Origin of the sequence: Methylocucumis oryzae (genome assembly GCF_000963695.1) — a bacterium.
Lineage (GTDB): Bacteria > Pseudomonadota > Gammaproteobacteria > Methylococcales > Methylomonadaceae > Methylovulum > Methylovulum oryzae.
In genome coordinates, this window is the sequence record NZ_LAJX01000276.1 from 1 (window position 1) to 1,765 (window position 1,765).

At 46.9% G+C, this 1,765-nt stretch carries 1 protein-coding gene; it reads left to right on the forward strand.

The window, feature by feature from the left end; genetic code table 11:
- Positions 1-206: 206 nt before the first annotated feature.
- Positions 207-1,547: a lysine N(6)-hydroxylase/L-ornithine N(5)-oxygenase family protein gene (locus VZ94_RS19935; RefSeq protein WP_045780568.1), complete on the forward strand. Its 1,341-nt coding sequence runs from the start codon at positions 207-209 to the stop codon at positions 1,545-1,547.
- The last annotated feature ends 218 nt before the right edge of the window (positions 1,548-1,765 follow it).

A 1,765-nucleotide genomic window follows, 5' to 3' on the forward strand; every position in this document is an offset into this window, starting at 1 on the left:
ATACCAAGCCGGGACAGGTTGTTTAGAGTGAAGGTGTCGGCAGCAGGGATGCTGCCGCCAAGCCTACAGGGACGTATTTACGGCGTCCTTCACTCTGAATGACCTGTCCCGGCTTAAGTGGGTAGCCAAAAGATAACAAGGCGTTCGCCGCGTTGTCTACAAAACGATTCCCCCAAAGGGGAGGTTTCAACCAGCAAGGAAATTTGATGAATAAGATATTAGATTTAGCCGGTATAGGCATAGGCCCTTTTAATCTGAGCCTGGCAGCGTTATTAGCACCCTTATCTAACCAACGCAGCTTATTTTTTGAGCGCAGGTCTGAATTTAGTTGGCATCCCGGCATGATGTTACCTGATACGCAAATGCAAACGTCTTATCTGAAAGATTTGGTAACACCGATTGACCCGACTAATCCGTGCAGTTTTTTAGCGTATTTAGTCAAACAAGGTCGGTTTTACCGATTTATCAACGCCGATTTCGCGCGCGTACCGCGTTTAGAATTTGCTAATTACCTACGCTGGGCTGCGGAGCAACTGCCTAATCTAAGGTTTAACAGCGACATTCAAGACATAACTTTTGACCACAACCGATTTACGTTAAAAATAGCAGGCACACCCTCCGATGTGCATAGCCAAAACCTGGTAATAGGTACAGGAATGACACCTTATGTGCCAAATTGGGCTAAACCTAGCTTAGGCAGCGCGTGTTTGCATAGTCACCATTATGCCGTCAGCGATTTACAAGTAACCGGTAAACGGGTAGCCATTATCGGCGGCGGTCAAAGCGGTGCGGAAATATTTTTAGATTTAATGTCTGGTGCGCGTGGGCAAGCTGCCGACATCACTTGGATTAGCCGTAGACCGGGTTTAGACCCACTCGATGAAACCGCATTTACTAATGAATATTTCACGCCTGATTATTTGCGGCAATTCCATGAGCTACCACCGGCACGAAAGCAACCGATTATTGCGGCACATAAGTTAACCGGCGATGGCGTATCACCCGCCACTTTACAAGCATTGTCGCGTTATCTTTACACACAAGATTTTCTGGAAACCCAGCCAACCCATTATCGTATTTTGCCTAACCGCGAAGTTTACATAATGGAGCGCAGCCATAATGCATTCCATTTATATATGCGCAATGGTTTTAACAATGAAAATGAAGACAGCCTGGCTGATGTCGTCGTTTTTGCCACTGGCTATCATTATGTGCTGCCAACTTGCTTGGCAACGCTAAAAGCGCGCATGGACTTAGATGATGAGGGTTTTCCCAAACTTAACCAACATTATCAAGTGCCGTGGGATGGCCCATCTGAACATAGGATTTACATGCAAAACGCGGGTCGCAATAGCCACGGCGTCGCCGATGCTCAATTAAGTTTAGCCGCCTGGCGCTCGGCAATGATTATCAATGACTTATTCGGTCTAGCTATTTATCCTGTTGACCCTAAACCTGCTCCGGTTCAATGGGCTAATCATAATAGCTTAAAGCCAACACCGTTCTTTGAATCGGCAGAATATAAACAACCCAGCATTGCAAAATAGCAAAATTCTAATACAGTGTCTTAGATAGTGGTGAGTACTGGCTAGTGTCTATTGAATTTGGGCTACACACTTAAGACGGGATAGGGCGTTTAGAGCGAAGGTGTCGGCAGCAGGGATGCTACCGCCAAGCCTACAGGGACGTATTTACGGCGTCCTCGGCAACTGCTCCTGCGTTGCCCTACTACACGCCATCCCTGGCGTTATACGTTCTGAATGAC